Genomic DNA, 21865 nt, shown 5'->3' with positions numbered 1-21865 from the left:
CGACATCCTGCCGCCCTGTGGGGGAATAGTAAAGACCCCCCATGCACCCGCCAGAGCCCGTCTACCCTTGCTACCTTCCGGTCCTGGGGGAGTTCAACAGGATGACGCCACATGAGGGGCCGTCAGATACTTTACCTGAACATCGGGCCCGACTCGAATCGGCGGCGCCCACGCATCTTCCGCCCGCCCCGCCTGCCCGAGGATGGAACGGCGAGCGCAGAGGGGGTCATTTCCATTGCTTATCCCGCCGGCAGCCGCGATCATAGGTATGTACACCGATTGGGGCAATCTCAAGGTTGTGAGCTGTGTGGCCTGGCTGAACGGGCCGGACCCGGCAGCTCAACAGTGTGCGATGGAATGGGCGCGTTGGGGGCGCCCATTTCTGTTGCACGGCCCCTTTGGGTGGCTGGCCAGCCGGGCGGGCGGAACTCATCATGGCCAGCGCCGCGGCGGCCGGCCAGGCGCCGTCGTAATGCCGAAAATGGCCCAATTGGGCGATGCGCGAATCTTCAGGTAATCTAGTATCTGCTTTTGATTCAAGAGCAGCTGGAGAATTCGCCTAGCGGCCTATGGCGCACGCCTGGAACGCGTGTTGGGTTAACGCCCTCGGGGGTTCAAATCCCCCATTCTCCGCCAGCCAGGAACCCGGTCCCACGGTGTGGGGCCGGGTTTTTGCATGCTCTGGCCAGGAGGCGGGCATTCCGGAGGGCCTGTGCTTAGGCGTCGGGTGCCGCCATTCCCAACCGGAGCAGACGTGCCCGCGCGGCAATTTCACTCGGTCCACGGGGACCAAGCGTGAGGCGTACGACGCCGAGGACGGCTTTGGTGGCCAGCCTCACCGGCAGTGGGAACGGGCCCAGCCTCGGGACCGAGAGCCCCAGCATCTCCCGATACCGGGGCTCGAGGCTGTACACGGCGCCGGCAAAGAGAACACGATAGCCAGGCCGCAGCATCGGGTGCAGGGGAGCCTTTCGGATGAACTCCACCGTCTCGGCGACCCGGTGGTCCGCGCGCAGTTGGTTGCTGTCGTACCAGCGGTCCAGTTCGGCCCGCATCTCAGCCTCCGTCAACGGAGGCCGGTCGACGCCCATCAGCCTGCCTGCCTGCGCCCACTCACGGACGTAAGCATCAGGGCCACCCGGGACGGGGCCGCCCCAGATTTTGTGTGAGGCCAGGAACGCGTCCGTGAAGGCAACGTGGATCCAGCTGGCCAGGTGGGGATCGTTGGCGCTGTAGCTGTGCGCGTGGCCATCGTTGCCGTCATAGGTTCCGCGCACGGGTACATGCAGGCGGCGCACCCTGCCCGAGGCTTCTTCTGCGGCTTCCCGTGAACCGTACGTCACCGTGAAGATCCAGCGGATCGTGTGGGCAAGGCGGCCCAACGGGTCCTCCCGGAAGTTCGAGTGCTCGTGGACACCGGCCAATGCCCCCGGATGGAGGGACTGCATCAGGAGTGTCCGGATTCCCGCCACGATCGTGGACATGGAGCCGTGGACGGCCCACACAGCGGAACCGGGGTGGTGGTATCCGGCGTCGTCCCCGTCTTCGAGCCGCACGGCCCAGTCCGGAGGGGCGTCCGACCTTCCGGTGAACGTCCTCCTGATTTCGCCTTGCCACTTCCGAAGAAAGCTCCGCATACCCCATTGTTGCCCGGTTCTGCCGGTCGGTGGGAGGGACTTGCCCTGGACAGCTCACCGGGGACCAGGGCTTCCATGTCCCGCACCAGTCCAACCTGCGGGTTTCCACATAATCCCCGCAATGTGTTCTTAGGGGTTCACACCGGTCCACCCGTGTGGTCCCATGAGATGTACCGTCAAGAAAGCGCGGGTGGCTACCTTCTGGAGCCAGTCAATTGGGCAAGCATTGGGGAACCGGTATGGGCGGAGATGCCCGGCGCTTCAGCCACCCTGCCGCGCGTGCGCTGGTTGCTACCGGTGCCTTGGCGGTGGCCTTCGGTGCGGTCAACGCCAGTGCTTCGTCCGCCGGCCTGTGGCCAGGTTCAGCCGACACCGTCCGGACCGCCGCCACACCCGCGGCGAATGGGTCGTTAACTGGTGCGGGGAACGGCTTCCCACTTCCCGGGACACCTGACCTGGAGACACAGGCGTCCGGCCGCGTTGGTCCCGGCCTGCTGTCCCCGGCAATCCTTACGGATCCTGGGGCTGCCATAGCTTTTCCGCGCCCCCAGGTAGGCAGCTCGGGAGTTGGCTCACAGTCCACGGTGTCGATGGAACTGTCGGGCATCGGCAGGCCACCGGCAGGCTTCCTGATGGCACCGCTGGCCCTCCTGAATGCCAGCTCTCCCTTCGGTTTCCGCACCAGCCCGCTGACAGGGACGGCAGGGGATTTCCATCTTGGCCAGGACTACGCGGCGCCCTGCGGGACAACGGTGTACGCCGCCGATTCCGGCGTGGTGCGGGCTGCCGGCTGGCACCCTTGGGGCGGCGGCAACCGGGTGGAAATTGACCATGGCGACGGCCTCATCACCACCTACAACCACCTCGAGTCGATTGCAGTCCGTGCGGGAGACAAGGTGCAGGTTGGACAGGCCATCGCCCGGGTGGGGACCACCGGCTGGTCCACCGGGTGCCACCTGCACTTCGAAACGATCATGGACGGCCGTTACGTCAGCCCCCGGGGCTGGAGCCTGATGACGCTCCGCGCATTGGGAGGACCTGTGCCCGGGCCCATGGTTTCCTATGCCCCTGGCGCCGGAGCTCCATCGGGGGCCACGGTGTGGACCATTCCTTTGGGGGTGGGGGCGGATCCGTCGGCCGGCCAGGAGGAGAGCGCTGCACCGACGACGCCCCCCGCCACGGCGTCTCCGTCACCTTTCCCCCCGGTAACGCCAGGGCCTACGGGAACAGTCCTGCCGCCGCCGGGTGCTCCCCACGTACCGTCGCCTACGCCTACGCCTACGCCTACGCCTACGCCTACGCCGAGTCCGACGGCGCCGGCCGCGACCCCCAGCCCGACGCCGACACCGACGCCTTCGTCACCATCGCCCTCACCGAGCCCGACGCAGACGCCCACGCCGACCCCAACTCCCACGCCCAGGCCTACTCCGACACCAACGCCCACCCCGTCGCCAACGACTACGCCCACTTCTACGCCAGTGCCAAGTCCCACGCTGCCTCCCACGCCCACGCCCACTCCTACTCCCGCACCGTCGCCGAGCCCGACGCCCACTTCTACGCCAGTGCCAAGTCCCACGCTGCCTCCCACGCCCACGCCCTCATCGTCTGGCTTGACGCCGACTGCACCTCCGCCGTCGTCCGTGGCGCCAAGCCCGGTGCCGACTTCCACCGCCACCCTGCCCCCTACTGCCGCGCCGACCCCAACGCCGCAGCCCTCCGCCACGTTGCCTGCAACGGACCCTTAGGCCGGAATCCCCCCGGGCCCACGCCGAACCACCCCACGTACAGGAAACACGCAGCCGCGACCAGTACCGTGGGCGGTTGGCAACGAAGCACCGGCATGGACAACTACCTGAGGACGCAACGCGTGGCACCCCTGTACCCAATCCACCTGACCCTGAATGATGGCACCACCACCGAGTTCGCCCGGTTCAAGGGCAACGTGGTTCTTGTAGTCAACGTCGCCTCGAACTGTGGTTTCACGCCGCAGTACGCGGGCCTGGAAGCCCTGTACGGCAAGTTCCGCGACCGGGGATTCGAGATCCTCGGCGTCCCCTGCAACCAGTTCGCAGGCCAGGAACCGGGCAGTGACAGCGAAATAGCCGAGTTCTGCGAGCGCAACTTCGGTGTCTCGTTCCCGCTGACCACCAAGGCCGATGTGCGCGGCAAGAACCAGCACCCGCTCTACGCCGAGCTGACCAAGTTCAAGACAGGGATCCTTCCGGGGCTGGTGAAGTGGAACTTCGAGAAGTTCCTGGTGAACCGCGAAGGCGACGTGGTGGCGCGGTTCGCACCCACCGTGGAGCCGGATTCGGCGGAGGTCATCGACGCGATTGAAAAAGCACTCGGCTGAAATGTAGGCTATTTCCCGAATTTGCCCTGCAGAAAGCGCAGTTCTTTTAGCTTTTTCCACATCAGCTCCGGCGATTTGCCCAAAGTTTGCCAAATGTCTGATTGGATAAATATTACTGAGGGGTACAAGGGAAGCGCCGTTTCCCACCGACCACAGAGGTAGCAATGGAGCACATCGAGGCCGAACATCCCCGGCCACGCCACTTCCTACTCCACCTGAGCGATCCCCATTTGTTGGGAGGTCCGGAACCCCTGTACGGCGTCGTTGACAGCGAAGCCCGTCTTACGCAGCTCTTTGACGAGGTCAAGGCGTCCGGGGCGAGGCCGGAGGCCGTCATCTTTACCGGCGACCTTGCTGACAAGGGCGAGCCGGGCGCTTACGCCAAGCTGCGCGCTATTGTCGATCCCGCTTGCAAGGAGCTCGGCGCCGAGGTCATCTGGGCCATGGGAAACCATGACAACCGTGCCAACTTCCGCGAGGGCCTGCTGGACCAGCCCCGCGATGACGCTCCGGTGGACAACAGCTACTTCATCAACGGCCTGCGCGTGATCACCATGGACACCACCGTTCCCGGGTACCACCACGGGGAGCTGAGTGGGTCCCAACTGGAGTGGTTGGCCAGGGAACTTGAGACGCCCGCGCCGGACGGCACCATCCTCGCCCTGCACCATCCGCCCGTGCCCTCGGTCCTGGACCTGTCGGTGCTGGTGGAATTGCGTGACCAGGGAGCGTTGGCTGCGGTGGTCCGGAATTCAGATGTGCGGACCATCCTGGCCGGGCACCTTCACTATTCCACCACCGCCACCTTCGCCGGGATCCCGGTGTCGGTGGCCTCCGCCAGCTGCTACACCCAGGACCTCAACGTCCCGGTCGGCGGCACGCGGGGGCAGGACGGCGGCCAGGCATTCAACCTGGTCCACGTGTACGAGCACACGATTGTCCACTCAGTGGTCCCCATGGGAAGCGCGACGACGGTGGGCGAGTACGTCTCGCCGGAAGAGACTGCCCGGCGCCTCGCCGCAGCCGGGGTCCGCATCCCCGAGACCGCGAAGCAGCGCACATCGCCAAGGACAGGCGCCACCACCGGGCGCTGACTTTGCGCCGGCTTCCGTTGACGTCACAAGCGGTGCTACTTCTCCCAGGGCGCCTTGATGGGATAGTACTTTTCCAGGAAATCCGTGACCAGTTCGGCGCGTTCATCGGCTGCGACTTCCGGGAAGCTGCCGTCATTGAGGCAGAAGAAGTCCATGTTGCGCTTGGCCAGCAGCTTCGGCAGGTAGTTCAGCCCGGCCCGCATGGTGGTGTCCACGTAGCGCACCTTGGCCGCGGTCTGCGTGACGGCACGTCCGGTCAGCAGCGCGTAGTAGTGGTAGAACGAGTTGGTCACCGAGATGTTGTCGGCCGCCCGGAACCTGCTGGCGGCAGTCTTCCGGAACTCCTCCGGAAACTCCTCCTCCATCTGCGTGATGAGGCTCCGGCGCAGCGGCGCAGCAGTGTGCTCCAAGTGGCGGGTGGTGATCCGGCCGAACCTGGTCCAGAGCAACTTACGGTTGACCCGTGCTGCGTTCTCGAACCCGCTGCGTTCCGCGGCGTTGTCGCCCAGGCCGATCCTGGTTTCCGCCTCAATGAACTTGGTGATGCCGCCGGGGGTGAAGAACAGGTCCGGGCTGACAGGCCGGCCGAAGAACATGTCGTCGTTGGAGTACAGGAAGTGTTCAGAGAGCCCGTCGATGTGGTGCAGCTGGCACTCGACGGCCTGGGAGTTGTGGGTTGGCAGCACCGAGGGATCGGCGAAGAACTCCTCGCTCCGGACGATGGTCACCGCGGGGTGCTCTGCCAGCCAGGCCGGGGCGGGGGAATCCGTGGCGATGAAGATGCGGCGGATCCACGGTGCGAACATGTAGACGGAACGCAGCGCGTACTTGAGCTCGTCGATCTGCCGGAACCGGGCCTCGTGGTCGTCGCCCTCGCCCAGGACGGCGTCCTTCTGCTGGGCACGCCGGGCGGCAATGTATTCGGGCGAGCTGCCGTCCACCCAGGAGAACACCAGATCGATGTCGAAGCTGATGTCGCTGGCGTGGTCGGCGAACATGTTCTCGATGGTGGGCCAGGTGTGGCCGTAGCGTTCCACCGTTCCGCGGACCGCGTCCTGGCGCAGGAGCGTCCGGCGCGTCAGTGAGTTTTCGATGGGCAGGATGATCTGCTCGCCCTCGAAGGACCACAGCTCGATCTGCACACCGGCGGAGGCGCCGAACTCGAAGCCGCCTACCGGTTCCACGCGGGGCCGGTAGAGACGGAAGATGCGCGCCTGCCGGTTGGAGGACAGTTCGCCGTCCGCTACCAGGACGGAGGTCTTCTTCTTGGCGTCAACGGTCATGGAGTAGAAGGGCTCGTCCCGGCAGGCTTCCACCAGGGCGGCCCGGAGCTTTTTCCGGTCCCGCCAGCCCAATGCGATGACAGGCCGGTCGTTGTTGCCTCGCACCAGGAGGTACGCCAGCCCGGCGTTGGCCAGCACGTTGCGCAGGAACAGCAGGTCTTCCACCATGGCCTGGTAGGGGGTCCTGTTGTCGTTGACGACGGCGTAGCGGCCCTTGTGCCGGATCACGTCAGGGCGGAGCCTGAACCGCTGTTCAGCCTCGGCCGAGGTCACCTCGGAATGGAACTGTTCCTCGCTTGAGGGCTGTCCGGCGTAGTAAACCTCGTCCTGGACCGGTGCTTCTGTGATGGTTGTCTCCGTGCTGGTCAAAGTAAGCCTTTCTACCTGCATGATAGCGGCGCGGGGGAAACAGCTTGTTTCGCTTGCGTCGGCTGCCCGCGTCAAGCGGGATGTGGCGGACCTCCCGGGACCGGGTGCCGCGGGGGAGGGGCCGGCGTCAGGCGCCCAGCGCCTCCCGCCAGCTGCGCAGGAAGGCGCCGCCGGCGTCGTCGTGAATGACCGAATCTGAAAGTCCCAGGTCCCTGGCCGTCAGGATATCGTACGGCTTCTCCGGGACGCCGTCAGCGGGGCGGACGTCCACATGCTTAACCGGGTGGTCGTTGTGGTGCAGCCAGTCAGCCATGGCGTAATCAGTCCGGGAATCACCCACGGTCCGCCAGGCTTCGGGCGTGATCCCCTGGGCGGCCAGCAGTTCAACTGCCCGGCTCGCCCCAAGGTCCTTGCCCAGCCGCACCGACTCAATATCGGTGGAGATGATGGTGGGGTCCACGCGGTAGTCCACGCCGTCGTCGGAATCCGGCGCGTGGTGGTCCAGGCGCACTACGCCCAGGCCGTGGCGGGCCATCAGCTCCATGGCGTCCGCGTCGAAGAGTTTCTGTTCGGCAAGGTACTCGGCGCTGGCCACCTCAATGTGCTGCTCCACGGACACCATGGCCCGCTTGGTTTCATCGAAGAACATGTGGGCGCTGTAGTCCTCCGCGACCAGGCGGCGGATATCGTCACCGTACGCGGCAGGCACGGCCAGTTCCCGGTCAACGTGGACGGGGCCCGGGCCCGCGGCCGAGTAGCTGAACCACACCGCGCCCTTTTCGCAGACAGCATGGATGACGGTGCCGTCCGGGATGCCCGCAGCGAGCATCGGCTCCATGACCTGTTCCCGGATGAAAGCATCCGAGCGGCCGGTGTTGAAGATAACGGGGATACCGGCGGCAGCCAGTGACACAAGGTCCCCGATGATCTCCGGTTTGACGTCCCGCGTGACGGGGCTGGCTATTGGACCGTCCACATCCAGCAGGAGCGCCAGCGGCGGGGTTGACGGCAGGCGGGTTCCGGGCACGGACATGGCGGGGGCTTCGGATGCTGTCATGGAGCCATTGTCTCAGTTGGGTGGTCAACTCCCCGCTCCGGCGGCCCAAAGGTCACCGCGTGTGACATGGTCACCGTTTGGCTACAACCTCAAGGCGCCACGGCCGGGTACTTCCGCTGCCGTCGGCAGGATGCCTAGGGTGGCATGGTGATATTCAAAGCTGTGGGCGAGGGCCGCCCTTACCCCGACCATGGTTACAGCACGCCCAAGGACTGGGCCTCGCTGCCGCCGCGGCCGGTCCGGCTGGACGAACTGGTAACCACCAAGCGCACCTTGGACCTGGAGGCGCTCCTTGCGGAGGACTCCACGTTCTTCGGCGACCTGTTCCCGCACGTGGTGCAGTACCAGGGCACCCTGTACCTGGAGGACGGGCTGCACCGCGCGGTCCGGACTGCCCTGCACCAGCGCACCGCGATCCACGCCCGGGTCCTGGTGATAGATGGCTAGGAAGAAGAAGCCGCAGGACGTCAGCGTCCTGCACGGGCACCATGTGGTGAGCGGGCAGGAGCTGCGGGCCACGTTCGATGCAGGCCGGAACGCCGACGAAACAGCCCGTGTACGGCGGCGAGTGCTGCACGGCGTGGTCCTGGTGCTCCTGATCGGGCTGATCGCAGCCGGTATCATCACGGCCCTTGCCATCATCAACGGGAGATTCAGCATCCCCTCTGCGGAGCCCGCCGCGAAGACCGTCAGTGCCTGTCCGGCCACGACGTTCGACTACACGCCGAACGAACAGGTCAACCTCAACGTCTACAACTCCACCAGCAGGCCAGGGCTGGCGAAATCCGTGGCGGATGAGTTCCTGGCGCGCAAATTCGTGGTGGCGACGGTGGGGAACACCGAACCGAGTTACCGCGGGGTTGCCGCTGTGATCTCCGGAGCTGCCGGGCAGTCCGCGGCCTTCAGTGTCCAGCGGAACCTGCCGGGATCGGACTATTTCCAGGACAGCCGGACGGACGGCACCGTGGACGTCATTCTTTCGCAGGATTACCGGGCTCTTGCTCCGGCGGAACTGGTGGACCAGACTCCCGGCACGCTGAGCTGCCCCAGGGAAAGCCGGCGGGTGGCGGACGATGACATGTGGCCCGTGATGCCCTCGGCAGCGCAGGTCTCCTAACGCCTGTTGCCCCATCAGTTGGGGTAATTAAACCCGGCTTTTAGGGACCCGAAGTGATGGGGCAACTCAGCCGGCCACGGCGCGAAGCGGAGCCAACCGCACGGGCCGGCCGTCGTCGTCGAACCTTGCCCCGGCACCCAGCTGGATGAACCGTACGGTCCGCGCCACCCGCGCTTCCAGCTCCGCGGGCTCGTCGCTGCCCCTGGCCGCGCTCGAGGACAGGGTGCCCAAAATCAGCTGCGACTGCTGGCCCACATCGGCGGCAGGCAGGTAGCCCTGGTCCATGCCGTCACGCAGGATGCCCTGCAGGAGGACGCTCAGCTCACCGACATGGTCGGCAAGTTTGGCAAAGGACGACGGCGAGAGCACAGCGCCCATGGCGGGTCCGGGCGGCAGGTGGCGCCGGGTGAGGTCCTCCACCTGCGCGCGCACGTACAGGGCCAGCCGCTCCACCGGATTGTCCAGCCGGCTGAGCGCGTCCCGCAGCTCCGTGAGGAACTTTTCCGTCTCCTCCAGGGCGTATGAGATGAGCAGCTCTTCGATGTCCGCGTAGTAGTTGTACACGGCGGTGCGCCCCACCCCGGCGTGCCGGGCAACATCGGTCATGGTCAGCCCAGGCAGGCCGTGCGAGAAGAGCAGTTCGCCGAAGGCCGTCAGGATGCGGCGTTGGGTGTCGGCGCGTTGTGCTGCGTTGGTGGCCGCTGAAATCCTGGGCATACAGACACTTTACCGCGATGTGTCACTAAACGGTGAGTGCCCCGCCGGTAGCCGGATCAGACGCTGCAGCCGTCCGGGCCGCAGGCTTCGCCGTCGCCGGAATTTACCAGCACCAGGGGATTGGCGTCCTGCCAGGCCTGGTTGAGGGCGGCGGTGAACGTCTCTGTGGGCTGCGCCCCCGAGAGGCCGAATTTCCGGTCGATGACAAAGAAGGGGACCCCGTTGATGCCGAGGGCACGGCCTTCCTCAAAATCATTGCGGACGTCGTCGGCGTACTTGTCGGTGGTGAAAAGCGCCTCCACTTCGGCGTCCGGAATTTCGAGGTCGCTGCCCAGCGCGGTGAGGTAAGCCTGGCTGCCGATGTCCTTGCCATGCTCGAAGTGGTCGCTGAGCAGGCGCTCCTTGGCCGGGTCCTGCTTGCCGTGTGCGGCGGCCAGGTGGATGAGGCGGTGCGCGGTGAAGCTGTTGGCCACCACCACGTTGTCGAACCGGTACTCCAGGCCTTCACCCCTGGCCTGCTCCGCAACGTGTTCGAACATCTGGGAGACCTGCTGCGGGGCCATGCCCTTGCGGGTGCTGAGGTACTCGAGTTCGGTGCCGTCGTAGTGTTCGGGGAGGCCGGGGTCCAGCTGGTAGCTGCGCCACTGCACCTCGACCGACTCGCGGTGCGGGAACTCAGCCAGGGCCGCTTCGAAGCGGCGCTTGCCAATGAAACACCACGGGCAGGCAACGTCGGACCAGATCTCAATCTTCATGGACTGCATAACCGGTGCGGTTGTGCCGCCATTCCGGAACCCGGTATGAGATACCACACGGTAGGTATTGTGGGCCGACGCATCCTGCGCAATAGTCTGATCAGGGGTCCAGCAGAGGGCCGAATATACCCAAGCACTCCACCTCGGCTAGACGTGCCGCGGCGGGGTGGCGCCCGGCCCACTGGGGAGTCTGGCCCGTCTCACCTGGGAGGTCAGGATGCGGATTGGCCTGGTTTCAGGACCTTGGATTCCTGTTCCGCCGGCTACCTACGGCGGGACGGAACGGGTGGTGGACACCCTCGCCCGGGGCTTCGCCGCCGGCGGCCACGAGGTGTTCCTGGCTGCCCCTACGGAAAGTACCTGCCCGGTGCCCCTTGTTCCCGGCATGCGCCCGGCAGACTATTCGGGCATGGGCACCAGCCTGTCGGAGCTCAGCCATGTGGTCAGGGCCTATGAGGGGCTGGCGGACGTGGACATCATCCATGACCACACCCTTGCCGGCCCCCTCTATGTGCACCGGCCCGGGCGCGTTCCGGTGGTGACCACCATCCACGGCCCCCTGCATGCCCAGGCGGCCGACATTTACCGGGCCATTGCCCGGGCCGGGGCAGTGATCGCCATCTCCCGGGACCAGGCCGCGCATGCTCCCGGCGTACCCGTCACCCGGGTGATCCACCACGGGATGGACCTGGCGGCGGTTCCGGTGGGAACGGGACGGGGCGGCTACTTGTGCTTTGTGGGCCGGTCCTGCCCGGACAAAGGCCTGCTGGAAGCCATCAGCATTGCCCGGAAGGCGGGGATGCACCTGAAGATCGCGGTGAAGATGCGGGAACCGGAAGAGGTGCGCTATTTCCGGGACGTTGTTGAACCCATGCTGGGCACCAACGAGGACTTCGTGGGGGAGGTGGATGACGCGGCCAAGTACCGGCTCATGGGGGAGGCGGTGGCATTCCTTAACCCCATCCAATGGTCCGAACCGTTCGGCCTGGTCATGATCGAGGCCCTCGCCACCGGAACGCCGGTGATTGGAACGGCTGTGGGGTCCGCGCCGGAGATTGTGGAGCACGGCCGGACAGGATTCCTGGGCGGGACCGAACAACTGGCGTCCTTCGTTCCGGCCGCGGCCGCCCTGGACAGGGCAGTGTGCCGCAGCGCGGTGCAGGGCCGCTTCAGTGCGGAGCGCATGGTGGCGGACCACCTGCGGCTATACACCGAACTGATTGAAAGGAGGCTTACGGCGGGGGTTCCGCATGCCGCCGCGGTGGACCAGAATCGATAGGGCAACGGTGCTTCCCGGATTCCCAGGGCAGCACCTCGTCGCTGGAGAGGGGAGTCCCGGATGACCGCCTGGAACGCCGATAACGAAGCATCTGTGTCCGATTCCGGATCAGTCACCGTCCTGGAGGGCTCCTCCTTCTGCATCTCGTCCGGAAGCGGGGACATCACGGCCGACGGCGGCACGAACGGTGCGTTCTTCCAGGACACGCGCATCGTCTCGGGCTGGGTCCTGCGCATCAACGGCGCACTGCGCGAACCCCTGACAGCCCAGCGGCCGCAGCCGTTCGAGGCAATCTTTGTTGGCCGGGCAAAATGGCCCGGCGGCAGGTTCGACAGCCCGCTGGTAGTCCGCCAGGTCCGGCATATCGGACCGGGCATGCAGGACGACATCACCTTGGAGAACTACGCTGCCGAACCCGTGGAGTGCGAGATCGAGCTGCAGGTCCAGGCCGATCAGGCGGACCTGTTCGACGTCAAGGGCGGCCGGGACACCGGCACCGACGACACCACCCGGGCCGTCACGGACGGCAAACTCATCATCGAGGCCGGGCGGCATGGCCAACAGCGCGGAACAGCCGTCGGCGCCAAGGGGGCCGAGGTCAGCACCGAAGGCCTGCGCTTCCGCGTCAGCGTTCCGGCCCGGGGGAAGTGGACCACGAGTATCATCGTGGTCCCCCTGGTCAACGGTGACGCACCGGACAAACCATTCCGCGAGGGGCAGTTGCCACACCACCGCGAAGGCGTGCGCCGGCACCTCGACTGGGAAGAAGGCGTGCCGCGGATCAGGATCGAGGACGCCAGCCTCCAGGACCTGCTCAACCGCAGCCAAAGCGACCTCGGCGCGTTGCGCATCTTCGATCCCCACCATCCGGACCGGGCAGCCGTCGCCGCCGGGGCACCGTGGTTCATGGCCCTGTTCGGCAGGGACTCGCTGCTCACTTCCTACATGAGCCTGATGGTCAACCCCAACCTCGCCCTGGGCACGCTGCAGACCCTGGCCGGCATCCAGGGAAAGAAGGTGGACAACGACTCCGAGGAGGAACCCGGCCGCATCCCGCACGAGGTCCGGCTCGGGGTGACAGCGGGACTGTCACTGGGTGGCACCGCGTACTACGGCACCGCGGATGCCACGCCGCTGTTCGTGGCCGTCCTCGGTGAACTCAGCCGCTGGGGCCTGTCCAAGGACGTCATCCAGCCGCTGCTCAGCCATGCGGACCGGGCCCTGGAATGGATCGAAAAGTACGGTGACCGGGACGGAGACGGATTCGTCGAATATCTGCGCCCCAACGACCACGGGTTGGTCAACCAGGGCTGGAAGGACTCCTGGGACGGCATTAACTTCGCCGACGGGACTATCGCCGAACCACCCATCGCCCTCTGCGAAGTGCAGGCCTACGTCTACTCGGCCTATCTTGGCCGCTCCCTGCTGGCGCACTGGGGCGGGGACTCAGAACTGGAACACCACTGGGCCGCCAAGGCAGCAGCCTTCAAGGAGGAGTTCAACAAGAAGTTCTGGCTGCCGGACAAAGGCTATTTCGCCGTCGCCCTGGACAAGGACAAGCGCCCGGTGGACGCCCTGACCTCCAACATCGGGCACTGCCTCTTCTCCGGGATCGTGGACCGGGACAAGGCGCAGTCCGTGATGGAGCACCTGATGTCCCCCCAGATGTTCACGGGGTGGGGCATCCGCACGCTCGCCTCTGACATGGGGGCCTACAACCCTGTCAGCTACCACAACGGGTCCGTCTGGCCGCACGATACCGCCATGGTGGCCACCGGCCTGATGCGTTACGGGTTCGTGGACGAGGCGAAGCGGGTGGCCCTCGGGGTCTTCGAGGCAGCCGAACATTTCGACAACCGCCTGCCCGAACTCTTCTGCGGCTTCGACCGCGGTGAGTTCCCCGGCCCCGTGCCGTATCCCACCGCCTGTTCGCCGCAGGCGTGGGCTGCCGCGGCGCCGGTCCAGCTGGCGCGGATCCTTCTCCGCTTCGACCCCGTCTTTACCCGCGGGGTGGTGCACCTGGCGCCGATCCTCCCGGACACCGTGGGCGCGTTCAGGGCCGAAAACGTCCTGCTGGATTCGTCCCGCGTGACCATCACCGCCTCCGGTACCAGCGGCAGCATAGAAGGACTTCCCCCGGGATTGAAGCTGCTGGCCCAGCCGCGCCCGCCACTGGCCTACCCGCCGGGAAGCCCGGAGGCCGCTTCAGAGCATGGCGGCCTGAACCAGCCAGGCGCGTGAGTGCCTACGGGAGGGCGCGTTCCAGGACGAAGTCATGCTCCACGGTGTTGCCCAGCCGGAAGGACTTGGTGCCCACCTTCCGGAACCCGGACTTGCCGTAGAAGCGGATGGCACGGGCATTCTGGCTGTTGACACCCAGCCAGATCCCGGCCCGGCCAGCTTCGGCGGCTGCCTGTACGCTGGCGTGCATCAGTTCGGCGGCGGCACCCAGCCCGTGGTGTTCGGGATGCACGTAGCACTTGCTGAGCTCCACCGACGGCGTGAGCGTCAGGGCCGAGGCGACGTCCGGGTCAGACGCCGGCCGGTCCACCAGCAGGCTGTAGCCGTTGAGCCGGTCGCCGCTGTCCAGGACCAGGATGGTGATGTCCGGGTCCGCGAGGTAGCGGCGGAAGTGATCTTCGCTGAGCGTGTTCGCAATGTGCGCCGCGATGTCCTCCGGCGACGATGACGGCGGGCAGGCCAGCGGAAAGGTGACGGCCGCCAGTTCAGCCAGCGCGCCGGCGTCGTCCGTGGTGGCGCGGCGGATGGTGTGGCTCATGTGTATCCTCCGGGGTCAGGGGGCAATGGTGCGGATGGGGGAGCCGGCCAGCCAGGCGGTGACGTCCTCGAACGCGCCGCCGTAGAACTGCCGGTAGCTTTCCTGCGTGACATAGCCCAGGTGCGGCGACAGGACGGTGTTCGGGGCTGCCAGCAGCGGATGGCCGGCCTGCAGGGGCTCCTGGTCGAAAACGTCCAGGGCGGCGCCGCGGATCCAGCCTTCGTTCAGTGCCCGGATCAGCGCCTCCTGGTCCACGAGGGGGCCGCGGGCGGTGTTCACCAGGATCCCCTCCGGCCCGAGCAGCCTCAGTTCCTGTTCTCCAACAGTGTTCTCCGATCGCGGGGAGAGCCGCAGGTGCAGGGTGGCGACGTCGGACACGCGGAACAGCTCCTCCTTTGTCACCAGCCGCACCCCGGCCTCCGCCGCTGCCTCGGCTGTGAGGTTCTGGCTCCACGCCACCACCTCCATGCCGAACGCCTGGCCGTAGCCCGCGATCCGGCGGCCGATCTTGCCCAGCCCCACCACGCCCAGGGTCTTGCCTGCCAGTTCAACCCCTACGGTCTTCTGCCAGGAGCCCGCCCTCAGCGAGCTTTCTTCGGCCGGAAGGTGCCGTGCGATGGCCAGGAGCAGCGCCCAGGTCAGCTCCGGGGCTGCCGTTGGTGACCCCGGTGTTCCGCAGACCGTGACGCCGTGGTCAGTGGCTGCGGCGACGTCGATGGACGCATTGGCCATCCCCGTGGTCACCAGCAGTTCGAGGGCGGGCAGTTTCTCGAACACCTCGCGCGGGAATGCGGTCCGTTCCCGCATGGCGATCACGATGGTGGAGCCAGCGAGCGCCGAAACCAACGCATCCTGCGAGGCGAAGGGTTCGCGGAACGTGGAAACTTTGACCCCTTCCGCTTCCAGGGCCGCCCAGTCGGCGTAGCCATGGGCCACGTCCTGGTAGTCGTCGAGGATGGCAAGGCGGTGCGGCATGGCGGTGTCCTGTCCTTCGCGGTGTCCGTTGAGGGGGCAGGTTCATCCTAAGCCTGGGGGTCACGCGGTGCCGCCGGGAACCTGGCCCCCTGCGCGGCGTGATAGCAATGAAGGTGATGAGTGACTTCCTGTTCCCTGTTTCCGCCCCGTGAGCGGCCGGCTGTTTTCCCGTATTCCTGCCAGCTGGATCCTGCTCGCCTGCATTGGCCTGCTGGCACTGAACCTGCGCGGGCCGTTCGTGGCCGTCGCGCCGGTGGTGGGTCCCATGCAGGCAGAACTGCATTTCTCCCCTGTGGTGCTGGGACTTCTGACCAGCATTCCCGTGCTGTGCTTCTCGCTCGCCTCGCCGCTGGCGTCCCTGGCCGCGAGGAAGTTCGGCGCCGAGTTTGCCGTGAGCCTCACCATCCTGGGCGTCCTGGCGGGCGTGCTGGTTCGGTCCGCCGGGGGACCTGCCCTGGTGGTGGCGGGCACCGTGATCATTGGCCTGGCCATCACGGTAGGCAACATTGCCGTGCCGCTCATCATCCGCCGAGACTTCTCGCCCTGGCGGCAGGGGACCGCCATGGGCATCTACACCGCTGCCCTGAACATCGGTTCATTCCTGACATCCGTGGCCATGGCGCCCCTGGCTGAGTGGACCGGCTGGCGTGCCGCCCTGGCGTCGGTGGCCCTCCTGGCCGTGGCCGCTATCGTCGTGTGGACGTTGGCAGTAGGCCCGCGTACCGCACTCTTCGTCTCCGCTGCCGGGGACGCCGCCGAGGCCAAACTGCCGCCGGTGGCCGGAACCGGCTGGATCACCTTTGGCCTGACGGCCGGCTTCGGCGGCCAGGCCTTCTCCTACTACGGGGTCACCGCCTGGCTGCCCACCTATCTGCACGATGAGCTGGGCATGTCCGCCGCGGAAGCCGGTGCGGCGTCCTCCATCTTCCAGATCCTCGCCATCGTGGGCGGGCTCGGCGTGCCGTTCGCCGCCAAATACATGAGTACGACGGCGGTGGCGGTCACCCTGGGCGTGTTGTGGACGGCCGTCCCGGCCGGCCTGCTGCTGATGCCGCAGCTGTGGTGGCTGTGGTCCACCTGCGGCGGAATCGCCCAAGGCGGCGGCATCACCATCATTTTCATCGCCATCATCCGGCTGGCCCGGAACCAGGCCATGGCGGGCAGGATGTCCGCCACCGTGCAAGGCCTGGGCTACTGCCTCGCCGCGGTTGCCCCGCCCCTGGTGGGTTTCGTCCATGATGTCTCGGAGTCCTGGACGCCGGCATTGCTGGTCATCCTGGCCTCGGTGCTGACCTTCTTCGTCAGCACCACCCTCTCCGTCCGCAAGGTGCCGCGGGGCAGCTGAGGCGCGTGCCGCCGTCGGACGTTCACGCCCTAAAGCCTTAAACGCGAGGGATGGCATCCAACGTTGTTGGATGCCATCCCTCAAAGGGTTCCGTTGCCGGGCCGGCCCTCCGGATTTCGGAGGGGCCTGTTGCGAAGGGCGTGCCGGCCCGGCGGACGGAAGTACGGACAGCTGCGGCCGGTCAGGCTGCAGCGAGCTCCTCGACGGTGGCCTTTTCGCGGGCCTCGGTGAGGTACCGGGCGTAGGCCGGGAGGGTGAGGAAGGACGGGAACTCCGTGGCGAGGGTGACTTCCTCGAAGATGTCCCGGGCGTCTTCGAAGCGGTCGCCGTCGAAGCGTTCCAGCCGGGCGAATTCAGCGTCCAGCAGCTCCTCCACCCACTCATGGGTGACGATCTCGCCGTGGTCCGTGATGGCGCGGGCGTAGATCCACTGCCACAGCTGCGAACGGGAGATCTCGGCCGTGGCGGCGTCCTCCATCAGGTTGTGGATGGCCACCGCGCCGTTGCCGCGCAGCCAGGACTCGATGTAGCGGATGCCCACTTCGATGTTGTTGCGGATGCCCTGCTCGGTGATGGTGCCGTGCAGGGAAGCGATATCGATGAGGGCGCGGTCGTCCGGGGTGACGTCGTCGCGGCGCTTATCCAGCTGGTTGGGGCGCTCGCCGAGGACGGCGTCAAACACTTCACGGCAGATGGGCACCAGGTCCGGGTGGGCCACCCACGAACCGTCGAAGCCGTCCCCGGCCTCGCGGGTCTTGTCCGCCCGGACCTTTTCGAGGGCGTTGGCGTTGGCTTCGGGGTCCTTACGGTTGGGGACCGCTGCGGCCATGCCGCCGATGGCCATGGCGCCGCGCTTGTGGCAGGCCCGGACCAGCTGCTCGGTGTAGGAGCGCATGAAGGGGGCAGTCATGGTGACCTGGCCGCGGTCCGGCATGACGAACCGGGGGCCGCGGGTGCGGAAGTTCTTGATGATGGAGAAGATGTAGTCCCAGCGGCCGGCGTTCAGGCCCGAGGCGTGGTCACGCAGTTCGTAGAGGATTTCCTCCATTTCGAACGCGGCGGTGATGGTTTCGATGAGCACCGTGGCGCGGATGGTGCCCTGGGGGATGCCGAGCAGGTCCTGGGCGAGAATGAAGATGTCGTTCCACAGCCGGGCTTCGAGGTGGTTCTCGATCTTGGGCAGGTAAAAGTACGGGCCCTTGCCCTGGGCCAGCAGGCGGCGGGCATTGTGGAAGAAGAACAGGCCGAAGTCCACGATGCCGCCGGCGATGGGCTGGCCGTCGATGAGCATGTGCTTCTCCGGCAGGTGCCAGCCGCGGGGACGGACCACGATGGTGGGCAGGTCGCCCGCGGGCTTCAGCTTGTATTCCTTGCCCTCGTCGCTGGTGAAGTCGATCCGGCGTTCCAGGGCATCGGTGAGGTTCAGCTGGCCCTTGATGACGTTCCGCCAGGTGGGGGTGGAGGAGTCTTCCATGTCGGCCAGCCAGACCTTGGCGCCGGAGTTCAGGGCGTTGATGGTCATCTTCTTGTCCACCGGGCCGGTGATCTCCACGCGGCGGTCCTCCAGGCCCGGGGCCGGCGGAGCGACCCGCCAGGACGCATCGTTGCGGATGTGCTCGGTTTCGCGGAGGAACCGGGGGTCCTGGCCGGCGGCGATGGCAGCCCGGCGGCTGCGGCGGGCCTGCAGCAGCTCCTGGCGGCGCGCCGCCGTCGCGCGGTGCAGTTTGGCGATGAAGGCCAGCGCGTCCGGCGTCAAGACCTCGTCCTGCCGGCAAATGGGCTGGGCAGTCATGGTGATGCCGTTGATGGTGAAACTGTCAGTAAAGCTGTTCATGGGAATCTCCTGGTAACCCCGGTTGCTCTATCACTTTTGGTTGCCAAGGGGGCCTTTTAGGGACCAAAAGTGATAGAGCAACGAGCGGGACAAGCTGGGTTTTAGTGGAACTGGCCTTCTTCGGTGGATCCCACCAGGGCCAGGGTGGAGGCGTTGGGGTTGAGCGCCGTGGAGATGGTGTCGAAGTAGCCGGTGCCGACTTCGCGCTGGTGCTTGGTTGCGGTGTAGCCGCGGGATTCGGAGGCGAATTCCTTTTCCTGGAGCTCGACGTAGGCGCTCATGCCTTCACGGGCGTAGCCGTGGGCGAGATCGAACATCGAGTAGTTCAGGGCGTGGAAGCCGGCCAGGGTGATGAACTGGAACGTGAAGCCCATGGCGCCGAGTTCACGCTGGAACTTGGCGATGGTGGCGTCGTCCAGGTGCTTGCGCCAGTTGAACGACGGCGAGCAGTTGTAGGAGAGCATCTGGTCCGGAAACTCGGCCTTGACGGACTCGGCGAACTTGCGGGCCAGCTCCAGGTCAGGGGTGCCCGTTTCCATCCAGATGAGGTCGGAGTACGGGGCGTAGGCCTTGGCGCGGGCGATGCAGGGTTCGATGCCGTTGCGGACCTTGTAGAAGCCCTCGGCGGTGCGCTCGCCGGTGATGAATTCCTGGTCGCGCTCATCCACATCCGAGGTGATCAGGGTGGCTGCCTCGGCGTCGGTGCGGGCAATGACCACCGTGGGGGTGCCGGCGACGTCGGCCGCGAGCCGTGCCGCGTTCAGGGTCCGGACGTGCTGCTGGGTGGGGATCAGGACCTTGCCGCCAAGGTGGCCGCACTTCTTCTCGGAGGCGAGCTGGTCCTCCCAGTGCACGCCGGAGGCGCCTGCCTGGATCATGGACTTCATCAGCTCGTAGGCGTTCAGCGGGCCACCGAAGCCGGCCTCGGCATCGGCAACGATCGGGACCAGCCAGTCCTCGACGGTCTGGACACCCTCGGCGAATTCGATCTGGTCTGCGCGGAGCAGGGCGTTGTTGATGCGGCGGACCACCGTGGGGACCGAGTTGGCCGGGTAAAGCGACTGGTCCGGGTAGGTGTGGCCGGAGTTATTGGCGTCCGCGGCTACCTGCCAGCCGGAAAGGTAGATGGCGCGCAGCCCGGCCTTGACCTGCTGGACTGCCTGGTTGCCGGTGAGGGCGCCGAGTGCGTTGGTGTAACCGCCGGTCCTGTGCTCCTCGGTGAGCTGCTTCCACAGCTTCTCGGCACCGCGGCGGGCCAAGGTCTGCTCTTCGGTGACTCGACCGCGGAGGCGGACGACGTCGGAGGCTGAGTAGTCACGGGTCACACCTTCCCAGCGGGGGTTGGCGGCCCACTCGAGCTCCAGGGCGGCGGCCTGCTCTTCAGGCGTCTGCGAGGTGGGCTCAAATGCTGCAGTCATCGTTGATCTCCTTGATTGAGCTCCGGAGGGAGTAGGTGGGAACCGCGTCGTTGAGTTTCCCACCGGCTTATCCGGTGCGGTGTTTCTTTCCGTGAGAACTACTTTTCAGCACTATCGACCCCCTTTCCAGAGGAAAACTATGGAAAGAAATGCACTTCTTCACGTATTCTTCAGAAATGTCGCCTACAAGCTGGAACAGGGAAGTTTTGCCGCCGTCGTCCTCCGGGGCCGGCGCGGAACTGGACATCATTGCGCTGGGCCGCCGCGTCCGACACCTGCGCAAACAAGCCGGGCTCACGCTCGATGACCTGAGTGCCGCCGTCGGGACCGCCCCCAGCCAGCTCAGCCTGATCGAAAACGGCAAGCGCGAGCCCAAGCTGACACTTCTGCAGCACCTGGCCGCGGCGCTGAACATCAGCATCGACCAGTTGCTGGGCGCCGAACCGCCCAGCCGCCGCGCAGCCTTGGAAATCGAGCTGGAACGGTACCAACGCGGGCCGCTGTACGAGTCCCTGAACCTGCCGAAAATCCGCATCAGTTCGCGGCTTCCGCTGGACGTGCTGGAGGCGCAGGTAGGGCTGTTGCATGAGCTCGAGCGGAAGATGAACGAACAGGTGGCCACCCCGGAAGAGGCCCGGCGCGCCAACGGTGAGCTGCGGGCCATGATGCGGGAGCGGGGAAACTACTTCCCGGAGTACGAGGCGGAGGCGCAGAAGGTCCTCAAAGAGGTGGGCTACACCGCCGGTCCGCTGAGCCAACATGTCATCGCGGACATCGCCGCGCACCTTGGATTTGCCCTGTACCACGTGGGCGATTTGCCGCATTCCACCCGGTCCGTGACCGATTTGAAGAACCGCAGAATTTATCTGACGCAGAGCCAGCGGCAGGACCACGATCCCCGCTCCGTACTGCTCCAGGCCCTGGGACACTATGTCCTGGGGCATGAAACGCCCAAGAACTACGGCGACTTCCTGGCCCAGCGGGTGGCCACCAACTATTTCGCCGCCGCCCTGCTCCTGCCCGAGCAGGCAACCGTGGAATTTCTGCAAAAAGCCAAGGCCGCCAAGGAAATCGCCGTCGAAGACATCCGGGACGCTTTCGCCGTTTCCTATGAGACGGCGGCCCACCGGTTCACCAACCTGGCCACCAAGCACCTGGGCATCACCACGCATTTCCAGAAGACGCACCAGAGCGGCATCATCTACAAGGCCTATGAGAACGATGGCGTGAACTTTCCGCAGGACCATACCGGCGCCATTGAGGGTCAGCCTTCCTGCAAGGCCTGGACCTCCCGGGCAGTGTTCGACGTTCCGGACAAGTTCAGTGCCTACAGCCAGTACACGGATACCCCGTCCGGCACCTACTGGTGCACCGCGCGGACCGAGAGGTCGGCCACCGGCGAGTTTTCACTCAGCATCGGGGTGCCCTACCAGCACGTGAAGTGGTTCCGCGGGCGTGAGACGACAGCCCGTGCCACCTCCAACTGTCCCGACCCGAACTGCTGCAAGCGTCCGCCGGCAGCGCTGACGTCGGAGTGGGCCGGGAACGCCTGGCCCTCAGCCCGCGCCCATTCGCACCTGCTGGCGGCCATGCCGCCCGGCGCGTTCCCCGGCGTGGACGAGACCGAGGTGTACAGCTTCCTCCAGGCCCACTCGGGAAGCTGAGCTACGGCCAGTCGGCGGTTCCGGTGGTGACACGTTCTGGGATGTTCCGGACGCGTCAGTGGCCGACTCCCGGCACTGACCGACGCCCGCTCAGCTGTGGTGGGTTCCCCGCGACGCGCGCTCGCTTTCGTGAGGACAGTGAGCGGGCGCGTGGGGGAGAGCCGCCACGAGAGAGTGCGCGTCGGTGGG

Annotated in this window: 18 protein-coding genes, 1 tRNA gene and 1 other RNA gene; 10 read left to right on the top strand and 10 right to left on the bottom strand. The window is 66.2% G+C overall.

What is annotated here, in order from left to right; translation table 11 throughout:
• Positions 1–27: 27 nt before the first annotated feature.
• Positions 28–124, bottom strand: an RNA gene (ffs, locus tag UC32_RS20235) — signal recognition particle sRNA small type.
• Between the two features lie 424 nt (positions 125–548).
• On the opposite strand from ffs, the gene UC32_RS04165 reads away from it, so the two are divergent.
• Positions 549–636, top strand: a tRNA-Ser gene (locus tag UC32_RS04165).
• A gap of 80 nt (positions 637–716) precedes the next feature.
• On the opposite strand, the gene UC32_RS04160 is transcribed toward UC32_RS04165, so the two are convergent.
• On the bottom strand, positions 717–1637 hold the full coding sequence (locus tag UC32_RS04160; protein ID WP_045729998.1) for an oxygenase MpaB family protein: 921 nt from the start codon (positions 1635–1637) through the stop codon (positions 717–719).
• Between the two features lie 239 nt (positions 1638–1876).
• Between UC32_RS04160 and UC32_RS21055 the strand changes: the two genes are divergently transcribed.
• The 3 genes from UC32_RS21055 (at position 1877) to UC32_RS04145 (ending at position 5084) form a co-directional block, all read left to right on the top strand.
• Positions 1877–3382 carry a M23 family metallopeptidase gene (locus tag UC32_RS21055; protein WP_082071898.1) on the top strand — a complete coding sequence of 502 codons (1506 nt, stop codon included), beginning with the start codon at positions 1877–1879 and terminating at the stop codon, positions 3380–3382.
• A 95-nt stretch (positions 3383–3477) separates the two neighbouring features.
• Positions 3478–3990 (top strand): glutathione peroxidase, encoded by a 513-nt coding sequence (locus tag UC32_RS04150; RefSeq protein WP_045729997.1) that lies wholly within the window; start codon positions 3478–3480, stop codon positions 3988–3990.
• 164 nt (positions 3991–4154) lie between these two features.
• Positions 4155–5084: a phosphodiesterase gene (locus UC32_RS04145; RefSeq protein WP_045729996.1), complete on the top strand. Its 930-nt coding sequence runs from the start codon at positions 4155–4157 to the stop codon at positions 5082–5084.
• A gap of 35 nt (positions 5085–5119) precedes the next feature.
• Here the strand turns inward: UC32_RS04145 and UC32_RS04140 are convergent, their stop codons facing one another.
• Together UC32_RS04140 and UC32_RS04135 are read right to left on the bottom strand one after the other, a co-directional pair.
• Positions 5120–6757, bottom strand: coding sequence for a stealth family protein (locus UC32_RS04140; protein WP_045729995.1), 1638 nt, complete (start codon positions 6755–6757; stop codon positions 5120–5122).
• A gap of 106 nt (positions 6758–6863) precedes the next feature.
• Entirely contained in the window at positions 6864–7793 is a 930-nt protein-coding gene (locus UC32_RS04135) for a Cof-type HAD-IIB family hydrolase (RefSeq protein WP_045729994.1), read from the bottom strand.
• Between the two features lie 147 nt (positions 7794–7940).
• On the opposite strand from UC32_RS04135, the gene UC32_RS04130 reads away from it, so the two are divergent.
• Positions 7941–8240 carry a type II toxin-antitoxin system VapB family antitoxin gene (locus UC32_RS04130; RefSeq protein ID WP_171908923.1) on the top strand — a complete coding sequence of 100 codons (300 nt, stop codon included), beginning with the start codon at positions 7941–7943 and terminating at the stop codon, positions 8238–8240.
• Complete coding sequence (locus UC32_RS04125) at positions 8233–8910, top strand: LytR C-terminal domain-containing protein (protein ID WP_045729993.1); 678 nt, start codon at positions 8233–8235, stop codon at positions 8908–8910. Before UC32_RS04130 ends, UC32_RS04125 begins: the two co-directional genes overlap by 8 nt.
• A 66-nt stretch (positions 8911–8976) precedes the next feature.
• Here UC32_RS04125 and UC32_RS04120 read toward each other — a convergent pair whose 3' ends face one another.
• Together UC32_RS04120 and UC32_RS04115 are read right to left on the bottom strand one after the other, a co-directional pair.
• Positions 8977–9627, bottom strand: a complete 651-nt coding sequence (locus UC32_RS04120) for a TetR/AcrR family transcriptional regulator (protein WP_045729992.1) — start codon at positions 9625–9627, stop codon at positions 8977–8979.
• Between the two features lie 56 nt (positions 9628–9683).
• On the bottom strand, positions 9684–10382 hold the full coding sequence (locus UC32_RS04115; RefSeq protein ID WP_045730089.1) for a DsbA family oxidoreductase: 699 nt from the start codon (positions 10380–10382) through the stop codon (positions 9684–9686).
• Between the two features lie 217 nt (positions 10383–10599).
• Between UC32_RS04115 and UC32_RS04110 the strand changes: the two genes are divergently transcribed.
• The gene (locus tag UC32_RS04110; protein ID WP_045729991.1) at positions 10600–11661 is read left to right on the top strand and encodes a glycosyltransferase family 4 protein; all 1062 of its coding nucleotides are present in this window, start codon (positions 10600–10602) and stop codon (positions 11659–11661) included.
• 60 nt (positions 11662–11721) lie between these two features.
• Positions 11722–13902: an amylo-alpha-1,6-glucosidase gene (locus tag UC32_RS04105; protein ID WP_045729990.1), complete on the top strand. Its 2181-nt coding sequence runs from the start codon at positions 11722–11724 to the stop codon at positions 13900–13902.
• 4 nt (positions 13903–13906) lie between these two features.
• Here the strand turns inward: UC32_RS04105 and UC32_RS04100 are convergent, their stop codons facing one another.
• On the bottom strand, positions 13907–14440 hold the full coding sequence (locus UC32_RS04100; RefSeq protein ID WP_045729989.1) for a GNAT family N-acetyltransferase: 534 nt from the start codon (positions 14438–14440) through the stop codon (positions 13907–13909).
• 15 nt (positions 14441–14455) lie between these two features.
• A complete protein-coding gene (locus UC32_RS04095; protein WP_045729988.1) occupies positions 14456–15415 on the bottom strand; it encodes a D-2-hydroxyacid dehydrogenase family protein in 960 nt (319 codons plus the stop codon).
• A gap of 148 nt (positions 15416–15563) precedes the next feature.
• Between UC32_RS04095 and UC32_RS04090 the strand changes: the two genes are divergently transcribed.
• Positions 15564–16760: an MFS transporter gene (locus tag UC32_RS04090; protein WP_045729987.1), complete on the top strand. Its 1197-nt coding sequence runs from the start codon at positions 15564–15566 to the stop codon at positions 16758–16760.
• 181 nt (positions 16761–16941) lie between these two features.
• Here the strand turns inward: UC32_RS04090 and aceB are convergent, their stop codons facing one another.
• Together aceB and aceA are read right to left on the bottom strand one after the other, a co-directional pair.
• Positions 16942–18594, bottom strand: coding sequence for a malate synthase A (aceB, locus tag UC32_RS04085; protein WP_045729986.1), 1653 nt, complete (start codon positions 18592–18594; stop codon positions 16942–16944).
• A gap of 101 nt (positions 18595–18695) precedes the next feature.
• Positions 18696–20012 carry an isocitrate lyase gene (aceA, locus tag UC32_RS04080; RefSeq protein WP_045729985.1) on the bottom strand — a complete coding sequence of 439 codons (1317 nt, stop codon included), beginning with the start codon at positions 20010–20012 and terminating at the stop codon, positions 18696–18698.
• Positions 20013–20161: 149 nt separating this feature from the next.
• Here aceA and UC32_RS04075 point away from each other — a divergent pair, with 149 nt between their 5' ends.
• Positions 20162–21676 carry a helix-turn-helix transcriptional regulator gene (locus UC32_RS04075; protein WP_045729984.1) on the top strand — a complete coding sequence of 505 codons (1515 nt, stop codon included), beginning with the start codon at positions 20162–20164 and terminating at the stop codon, positions 21674–21676.
• The last annotated feature ends 189 nt before the right edge of the window (positions 21677–21865 follow it).

Source organism: Pseudarthrobacter chlorophenolicus (assembly GCF_000962805.1).
Classification (GTDB): domain Bacteria; phylum Actinomycetota; class Actinomycetes; order Actinomycetales; family Micrococcaceae; genus Arthrobacter; species Arthrobacter chlorophenolicus_A.
This window is presented reverse-complemented; position numbering and strand designations above follow the sequence as displayed.

Bases quoted from the DNA above. Each gene is read 5' to 3' on its own strand.
- UC32_RS04160 (WP_045729998.1), bottom strand. From the start codon at position 1,637: ATGCGGAGCTTTCTTCGGAAGTGGCAAGGCGAAATCAGGAGGACGTTC.
- UC32_RS21055 (WP_082071898.1), top strand. From the start codon at position 1,877: ATGGGCGGAGATGCCCGGCGCTTCAGCCACCCTGCCGCGCGTGCGCTG.
- UC32_RS04150 (WP_045729997.1), top strand. From the start codon at position 3,478: ATGGACAACTACCTGAGGACGCAACGCGTGGCACCCCTGTACCCAATC.
- UC32_RS04145 (WP_045729996.1), top strand. From the start codon at position 4,155: ATGGAGCACATCGAGGCCGAACATCCCCGGCCACGCCACTTCCTACTC.
- UC32_RS04140 (WP_045729995.1), bottom strand. From the start codon at position 6,757: ATGCAGGTAGAAAGGCTTACTTTGACCAGCACGGAGACAACCATCACA.
- UC32_RS04135 (WP_045729994.1), bottom strand. From the start codon at position 7,793: ATGACAGCATCCGAAGCCCCCGCCATGTCCGTGCCCGGAACCCGCCTG.
- UC32_RS04125 (WP_045729993.1), top strand. From the start codon at position 8,233: ATGGCTAGGAAGAAGAAGCCGCAGGACGTCAGCGTCCTGCACGGGCAC.
- UC32_RS04120 (WP_045729992.1), bottom strand. From the start codon at position 9,627: ATGCCCAGGATTTCAGCGGCCACCAACGCAGCACAACGCGCCGACACC.
- UC32_RS04115 (WP_045730089.1), bottom strand. From the start codon at position 10,382: ATGAAGATTGAGATCTGGTCCGACGTTGCCTGCCCGTGGTGTTTCATT.
- UC32_RS04110 (WP_045729991.1), top strand. From the start codon at position 10,600: ATGCGGATTGGCCTGGTTTCAGGACCTTGGATTCCTGTTCCGCCGGCT.
- UC32_RS04105 (WP_045729990.1), top strand. From the start codon at position 11,722: ATGACCGCCTGGAACGCCGATAACGAAGCATCTGTGTCCGATTCCGGA.
- UC32_RS04100 (WP_045729989.1), bottom strand. From the start codon at position 14,440: ATGAGCCACACCATCCGCCGCGCCACCACGGACGACGCCGGCGCGCTG.
- UC32_RS04095 (WP_045729988.1), bottom strand. From the start codon at position 15,415: ATGCCGCACCGCCTTGCCATCCTCGACGACTACCAGGACGTGGCCCAT.
- aceB (WP_045729986.1), bottom strand. From the start codon at position 18,594: ATGAACAGCTTTACTGACAGTTTCACCATCAACGGCATCACCATGACT.
- aceA (WP_045729985.1), bottom strand. From the start codon at position 20,012: ATGACTGCAGCATTTGAGCCCACCTCGCAGACGCCTGAAGAGCAGGCC.
- UC32_RS04075 (WP_045729984.1), top strand. From the start codon at position 20,162: ATGCACTTCTTCACGTATTCTTCAGAAATGTCGCCTACAAGCTGGAAC.